General features: G+C 59.5%; 8 protein-coding genes and 1 pseudogene. 1 reads left to right on the top strand and 8 read right to left on the bottom strand.

Annotated features, from left to right (window positions below):
* Positions 1-278: 278 nt before the first annotated feature.
* The gene (locus tag AAAC48_RS07925) at positions 279-575 is read right to left on the bottom strand and encodes a hypothetical protein (protein ID WP_340653662.1); all 297 of its coding nucleotides are present in this window, start codon (positions 573-575) and stop codon (positions 279-281) included.
* A 53-nt stretch (positions 576-628) separates the two neighbouring features.
* On the opposite strand from AAAC48_RS07925, the gene AAAC48_RS07920 reads away from it, so the two are divergent.
* Positions 629-1,123 carry a hypothetical protein gene (locus tag AAAC48_RS07920; RefSeq protein WP_340653661.1) on the top strand — a complete coding sequence of 165 codons (495 nt, stop codon included), beginning with the start codon at positions 629-631 and terminating at the stop codon, positions 1,121-1,123.
* A 180-nt stretch (positions 1,124-1,303) separates the two neighbouring features.
* Here AAAC48_RS07920 and AAAC48_RS07915 read toward each other — a convergent pair whose 3' ends face one another.
* The 7 genes and pseudogenes from AAAC48_RS07915 to AAAC48_RS07885 form a co-directional block, all read right to left on the bottom strand.
* Positions 1,304-1,984: a peroxiredoxin-like family protein gene (locus AAAC48_RS07915; protein ID WP_340653660.1), complete on the bottom strand. Its 681-nt coding sequence runs from the start codon at positions 1,982-1,984 to the stop codon at positions 1,304-1,306.
* Positions 1,985-2,856: 872 nt separating this feature from the next.
* A complete protein-coding gene (locus AAAC48_RS07910) occupies positions 2,857-3,060 on the bottom strand; it encodes a DUF1656 domain-containing protein (RefSeq protein ID WP_340653659.1) in 204 nt (67 codons plus the stop codon).
* A pseudogene (locus AAAC48_RS07905) lies at positions 3,057-4,003 on the bottom strand (HlyD family secretion protein). Before AAAC48_RS07905 ends, AAAC48_RS07910 begins: the two are co-directional and overlap by 4 nt.
* A gap of 13 nt (positions 4,004-4,016) precedes the next feature.
* On the bottom strand, positions 4,017-4,886 hold the full coding sequence (locus AAAC48_RS07900) for an FUSC family protein (RefSeq protein WP_340653658.1): 870 nt from the start codon (positions 4,884-4,886) through the stop codon (positions 4,017-4,019).
* Positions 4,862-5,146, bottom strand: coding sequence for a hypothetical protein (locus tag AAAC48_RS07895; protein ID WP_340653657.1), 285 nt, complete (start codon positions 5,144-5,146; stop codon positions 4,862-4,864). The genes AAAC48_RS07900 and AAAC48_RS07895 overlap by 25 nt, the downstream gene beginning before the upstream one ends.
* Positions 5,147-5,298: 152 nt before the next feature.
* Complete coding sequence (locus AAAC48_RS07890) at positions 5,299-5,958, bottom strand: FUSC family protein (protein ID WP_340653656.1); 660 nt, start codon at positions 5,956-5,958, stop codon at positions 5,299-5,301.
* A 220-nt stretch (positions 5,959-6,178) separates the two neighbouring features.
* Positions 6,179-6,907 (bottom strand): acetoacetate decarboxylase family protein (locus tag AAAC48_RS07885; protein ID WP_340653655.1); only part of this gene is annotated, 729 nt, incomplete at its 5' end.

The following is a 6,907-nucleotide window of genomic DNA, read 5'->3' as shown; positions in this document are numbered from 1 at the left end:
GGCCTTTTGGGCGGGCCGACCGGCGATGCGGGTGATCCAGGCACTCAATTGGTTTCGGGATGACCGATCAAATTTGGATACGGTGGTCGGGGCTATAATCCGCAAGTTGTCACAAACCCCACACAGGCAGTCGCGAAAACATCCAGGCACTCCCCGCCTGGATGTACCCGGCGGTCGAGATCATAACCCGCGGCCTGCATGATGCAGAGCATGAAAACGGTCCGGCGGGACATGATAGATCCAAGGAGGAACATGCACCAGACTTTCATTGAAATCCTTCACTCCAGGAGTTTGTCATCAGTGTCGACACGGCGCACATTCGCAGTGCCGATCCGACCATGGCTCGGAACTTTGAGATCGTCGTCGCCCGATGTGGGCGCGGTGGGCGCGGCGATGCGGGTGGTCGCTATTTCGTCACCAGCAACACCGATCAGTCCGAGATCCGGGATCGGCAGCCTGCAGGCCCTCGGAAAGGAGGGATACTGCGGTCTTGGGGACGTCACGGTAATCTCCGATGGCGCGGAAATCCTCAAGCGGCTACCCCGTGCCATGCCGACGCCGACAAAACATATCATCGATTGGTTCCACATCGCCATGAAAGTCCAGCCCATGCAACAGATCGCATCATATGGTTCGATCCCGGTCTGATCTTGTCGAGGCGCTTCCTACCATCGACAGGGACATCAGGGCGGTGAAGTGGCGTCTGTGGCACGGACGCGTCGATCGCGCGATACGCGATCTCGAAAGGATCATCGGCCAATTGCAGCCCCTGCGGCGGGAAAACAATCTCTGCGCCTTGCGCCTCCACAACCTCGGTTCGCAGCTTCTGACCTATGTCCGCTCGAACCGCGGTGCCATCATCAATTACGCAGCCCGCTATCGCGCCAGCCTGCGTGTTGCAACCACCCTTGCCGAATCTGCGGTTAATTCGCTGGTCGCCAAGCGGATGGTAAAGAAGCAGCAGATGTGTTGGTCTCAGCACGGTGCCCATTTGCTGATGCAGGTTCGGACAGCCGAAATAAACGGCGAACTCCGTAATCGGCTTCGTGCAAGATTTCGAGAGCCGGAACCTCAGGTGCCCTCGTTGTTCAAGCCCAAACCGCCTTTACTACAAGCCGCATAACCCTAGAGAAATTACCGGTCTCCACTCGAACGCACTGATACGGCATTGGTGATTTCGAGAAGCTAATCCGCCGCCGATGGCGTTCGCTGAAGAAGCGCATCCAGTTCAGCCTCGGGAATGCTGGCAAGTTCGCCTCTTGCGCGTGATCCTGCACCTAGGCCCCGTACCGAAGCTGCACGCTTATTGTCCGATCTGCGACGCTGCCGACATCAGCTCCTGCGCGGTCGGGGCGCCGAACAAGTAGCGGCCGCCATCGAGAACCTCGGTGAAGGTCCAGCGAACGACGCCGTCGCGGTCGAGCAGGAACTGGCCGACGAGCTGTCCCATGCCGGTCGCCATCATCTGCTGATCCGATTCAGTGATATCGTAGTCGTCTTTCTTGTTCAGATACTCGAGCGCCGCAAACGGATCCATCGGCTCCGGCATGTCGTCCGGAAAATCGACCTGCATCGACTTCACATCGCTCATCGAAACCTTCTGCGGCCATGCGCTCTCGTCCTCGGTGATCTGCATATTCGGTAATCCAAAGGCGCGGTGTGAAGCCCGCTCCGGATCGGCTGCAGCGAGCAGCCCCGGCATCGGATGGTACCGGAGATAAAGGCGCGCCCGCTCTATGGGCGTGTTGACCACTGTCAGGCTTTCGATGCCCTTCCCGTTGAGGGCTGGGGTGAGCTGCGAAAGCGTTGCGATATGGCGCCTGCAAAATGCGCAATGCAGGCCTCGATACAGTCCGACCAGCACCGGTTTCTGGCCGCGAAAATCGTCGATGGCGATCTTGCCCTCGCGGGTAATCGCGTCGAGCACAAAATTGGGCGCCCTTTCGCCCAATTGCAGAGGGCCTATATCGACACGGTCTGACATGCTGATCCTCCTCGCTCTTCAATCCAGTAACGAAAGCGCGGCGGGTGCGTCCTGCTCGAGCCCGTGGTTCGGCACATACGTCCTGCACACGCTGACTTGCGGTCGGCCTTGGGACAGATGTCGAGGTCGAACGCCGATAGTTCATTATAGCACAGAGAGGGCGGCGAGGGTTCTGTCGCAAATTTTATTTTTATTTGTCAAGCAGATGAAACGAGCAGCCGTCCTGGTCGGGTTAGTAAGCCTGCTAGTCATCGCTCTCCTCGCATACTCGACCTGGCATATTCAGCTTCCGAGCGGTGCCGCGACAACACCCCGCTGACCTATATGCCGCCGCCCCGGAGCCTTGCTCGCGATGCGCATTACTGCATCATGGCTGGGTCTGAGCACCCGCCGCATACAAGTACGCGAGAGCATTGTCTCGCCGCTCGCAGGCTCCCCTCGGCATCATCGTGAATCGACCAGCCCTCAAATCGAAAAAGGCTACGAAGCTACATGCAAAAAGATCGTTGACAAAGAAACTCCTATACAAGTGCCAAGCGACACTGGCTACATTGCCCTCGGGCCCAGCGCGCCACACCAGCGCCGGAATCGTCTCCACCAGCAAGCGAAGCTCTTGCTCGCCGCTGGAAAGTACCTCCTCGGCTCCGTCACCGTCCTTTGACTAGTTCGCTCCATGGCCGGCCTTGATCATCTTACCCCCTGCGCCAGAGACAGACCATGTCCTTTCGGCCCCTTTCGGACGGTTGGCGAAGCTTTCCGCGAGACTCGCCTTATCCTCCGGGACAGACGCTCTCCAAGGCCCGTATTTGCAAAAGTATGCGAATACGCTTACGCCCTCGTTCAGGATGAGGCGACGCCGTTCCGGCTGCCGCTCAGTTCCAAAACACCACGAGGGAAACGAGGATGCAGACGTAGATCGCCGCTTCGGCGAGCGGAGGATTGGCGAATATCCGCCTCAGGCCCAGCCTGCCGACAGCAAATCGGACAGCGATCAAGATGACCAATGCCAGGAAGAGATACCGCACGAAGGGGTCGACCAATACGCCGCCAAGATCGATTTCGGTTTGCGGCCTCATAGGAGCTCCATCAGTTGGCTGACCCAGAGGGTGGAGCCTGCAGCTCCGAGCGTCGATGCTGAACCTTCCCTTCCGGTGACAACCGACACGCTACAGGTCATTCCTGCAACCAGCGGCACCCTCGGCGGCACTTGCTCGATCCTGATGCGCACTGGAATTCGCTGCGCGAGCCGAACCCAGGTAAATATCGGATCGACGTTAGGCAAGCCTTGTGTGCTGCTTGTGGCATTCGAGGCGCTGATGCCACCGTAATGCTCTCGACGGTGCCCTTGATCGGGGCATCGTACCCTAGCAGCTTCGCTTCGACCGGATCACCGACATGTATCCTGGCGAGTTTGGTTTCCTCAAAGTACGCATCAATCCAGTACGAGTGCTCATCGATCACCGACACGTTGGAAGAGCCGGCCTGGGCGAAGTCGCCGACGCGCATCAGGAGATTTGTTACGTAGCCGTCGACCGGAGAGCGTACGTCGGTTCTCTGAAGGTTGGTCTCAGCTTGCGAGAGCGAGGCCTTGCCGCTCGCATAGTCAGCCGCGGCCATATTGGCTGAACCGTCGAACGTCTGCTTCTCCTCGACCGAGCTGAACGACGTGGACAGAGTCTCGCGGCGACCGGCTTCAGCCTTCTTGACCTCGAGGTCAGCCTCACGGCTTAGGACAGTCGCCTTCGCGGTATCCAGCGCCACCTGAAAATCAAACTTGTCGATGACGTAAAGCACGTCTCCCTTATGGACACGCTGGTTGTCGTAGGTTCGCATCTCGACAATCTGTCCCGAAACCTGCGACGCCACGTTTGCGACCTGCACGCGCACCATGCCGTCGCGCGTCCATGGCGACGTCACATAGAGCGTCCACCCGTCCCTTGCGGCGACGAGCGCAGCAACGACGAGCGCACCCGTGGCGAGATATCGCAGGACATTGGTTGCGAATCGTCTTCTCCTCATCACGAACTGGCTCCTACCTGGCAAAGTTGTCGTCGCAAAAATGTCGTATCAGGCGCCGCTCACCTTCCAGCACCAATCCCGCGGCCCAGAGATCCGCGGCTACGGCGATGAGCGGCTCATGGGACTCGGCTTGCCTGCCGCGCGCGTGCCGAAGAATTGACCGCGCCGCCGCGTAAAGCCGCCGACTGCTTCCGGATCGCAGGACGCGCTGCAACACACCAATCCTTGAGCGGATTGCCGGGTCGTCCGAGGTCTGCTCCAGATGAAGGTGAGCCGACGCCGCAGCAAGCGACAGGTCGTTGGTCGCAAGGAGAGCCCTAAGCAAGTGCGGACGGGATCCTCGCCCTGGGGCAGCCGAGCCGATATAATCTGCGACCCGCCCGGCTAATGCGAAACCCAGCGCGGGCGAGCTATCCTCGTCACCGGACACAGATGCCGCCAATGTCCGTTTTGTCGCCCTGACAACCGCATGCTGCTTGTCGAGGTCGGATACCGGCCAGACCAACCGCGTTGCCAAGAAGACCAGGCAGAGCGCGAACGCCACGAAGATGCATTCGGAGAAGAAGATCTGTGGGTTGTAAACCTGGGGATTGGATGGCGCGAGCAGGACGAGGAACTCAATGTTCATGATGAAACCGATCCCGGCGATCTGCGGCCGCACGCTCAGCAAACAGCCGAAGATCAGGATCGGCGCCATGGCGATGGCGAGTAGTACGAAGTCTTGCGATTCCGTCAGAACGTAGAACTGCACAAAACCGGCGCTTGCTGCGGCGATGGGGAACGCAACCATGGCTCCGATCGCGAGTTTCGATGGGCTCGGCACCGTGGTGCTCAGCGCACATAAGAGGGCTGTTATGGTCAGGGCTGCGACCGAGCTGGCCATCCTGCCAGCACAAGAAATAGCGCGCCGGCTGACAGAGCAACACCAATGCGAAACGCGTTTCTGTGGGCGAAGAAGAATTCCTTGGTGTCAGGCAGCCGCACGTCGCGAGCGGGCGGCCGCCCTTCCCGCAAAGACCACATGCCATCATCGAACAGGCGTTTCGATTCGACAAAACGAATCGCCTGCTGAACCTGACCAACCGCACCCACGACGATATTTTGGCGCGACAGTTCCGACTCTCGCAGCCTGGATAGAAGCATCGTCGATGTCCGATCCCTCGTCCTCGAGTGCGGCCAAACACTGAGCTCTGACCGAGACGGTTACGGGGCAGTCGCACTTGGACAGGCTCAGTCGACGAAGCTGATAAACCATCTCAACGAGGGCGAGCATCGCGCTGCGTGCGCCTGCCGCTCTATAGCGCCAGTCCGCCATGTCGTAACCGACCACATCGATGTCTTCCCTCAACCCCGCTATCTGCGACAATAGCGCGCCGGTCTTTTCGGGATCCTCCTGCCCTTTCCCCAAAACCCCACGCGCATACTCGCGGACGTCGTGCCAAATGTCGCTTATCTTGCGATCCAATCCGGACCATACCGACGGCGAACCGAAGAGGTCGTTGATAACGGTCACGCAAAGGATGCCGATCGTTATCGCCGCCACGCGATCTGTCATGGTTGTGAACACGTTTTGCGGGGGTATCGATGTTGGCGACGGTAATGATCGCCACGGTGTAACCGGACAAGACCGCGGCGTAGGCGCGATAGCCGCGCAGATAGCTCGCGGCGAAGACGCAAATACATATCCAGCAAATGAACGATAGTAGCAGCCCGAGCCGCTCACCGGGAAAGAGACCGGCAATGACGATCGACATGGTCGCGCCGATGAAGGTCGCCGCTAGCCTGTACGCCGGCTTCGATAACGCAGCCCCGCGGGTTGGCTGCGCCAGAATCGCCACTGTGACTGTCGCGGAGGATGCGCCTCCCAGTTGCAGCCAGAACGCTGCATAGAGCGCGGTCACCGCCGCCAGCCATATCCGCAGGGCATACGCCCAGATGTGAACCGGTATCCTCATTTCCGCTCGCCATTTGTTGCTTGTGCGGCTCCTCCCATGTGTGGACGAAAGCAAACGGAGCGAGGCGCATCGCCTGAGTGAGGATCTATCCAGACCTGGCAGCCGATTGATTTGATGGCCATGCCTCGTCTCGTCTGTTTCTGCTGCAGTCGGAGGCCACATGCGCTCCCAGAGCTGCGGGCACGAAAAACGCCGTTCGGAACGTCGGTCCCACCGATCGTCAGGACGTATGGTCCTCAAGGATCTTGAGGTCGGTGACGGAGTAGGACAGGGAATAGCGGAACCCTGACTCAACGGTGGTCGGCGCGAGAACGTGCAGCTCTTCGCCGCGCGCCTCCGGGAAAATCAGCTCCCCTTCGCCAATCCATGCCTCGGCAACAGTAAGGTTGTCGGTGATCAACATTGTCAGCTCGTTGACGGCAGGCTTGTCCTGGTATCCCGCTGCAAGCCTGGGGAAGTAACGCAGCAAGACCGTGGGTCGGCTGAGCAGCGACAATCCGTTCTCGACAGGTTTCCGCAATGTGATGCGAGCGTCCGCCAGACGCTGGCCGTGGGCTGAAAGGCTCGCGCCAAATCGGCCACCGGCCGCAACCGGCGCGGCCGCCGGGCTTGCGGCTGCATAGGTACGCGTTTGGAAAATGCTGCCCATCTTCTTAGGAAAGCCTTGCGTCCAACCTCGCGCCAGCGCGGCATCGTTGTCGACAAAAATGTAGGGACACCACATTACCGGGGTGTTCCGATAAATGGCGTCGAGCAAGACGAACGCCTCCCGATACTGATAGCGAGCGGGATCAAGATGTTCGTCGTCTTGAGCGGTGAACTGCCAGTCCAGGAACATCATGACAGCATGGCCGTTCGAGTTCGGATCGGGAGAAAGGCCGCTCGGCAAAGTCGCAGCTGTCGCGCCCGGATCGGTCCAGAATTCGACCCCCATAACATCACCGGAGTA

It is taken from the genome of Phyllobacterium sp., from assembly GCF_037994405.1.
Lineage (GTDB): Bacteria > Pseudomonadota > Alphaproteobacteria > Rhizobiales > Rhizobiaceae > Phyllobacterium.
The sequence above is the reverse complement of the archived record's forward strand: the minus strand, read 5'-3'. Positions and strand labels throughout refer to the sequence as shown.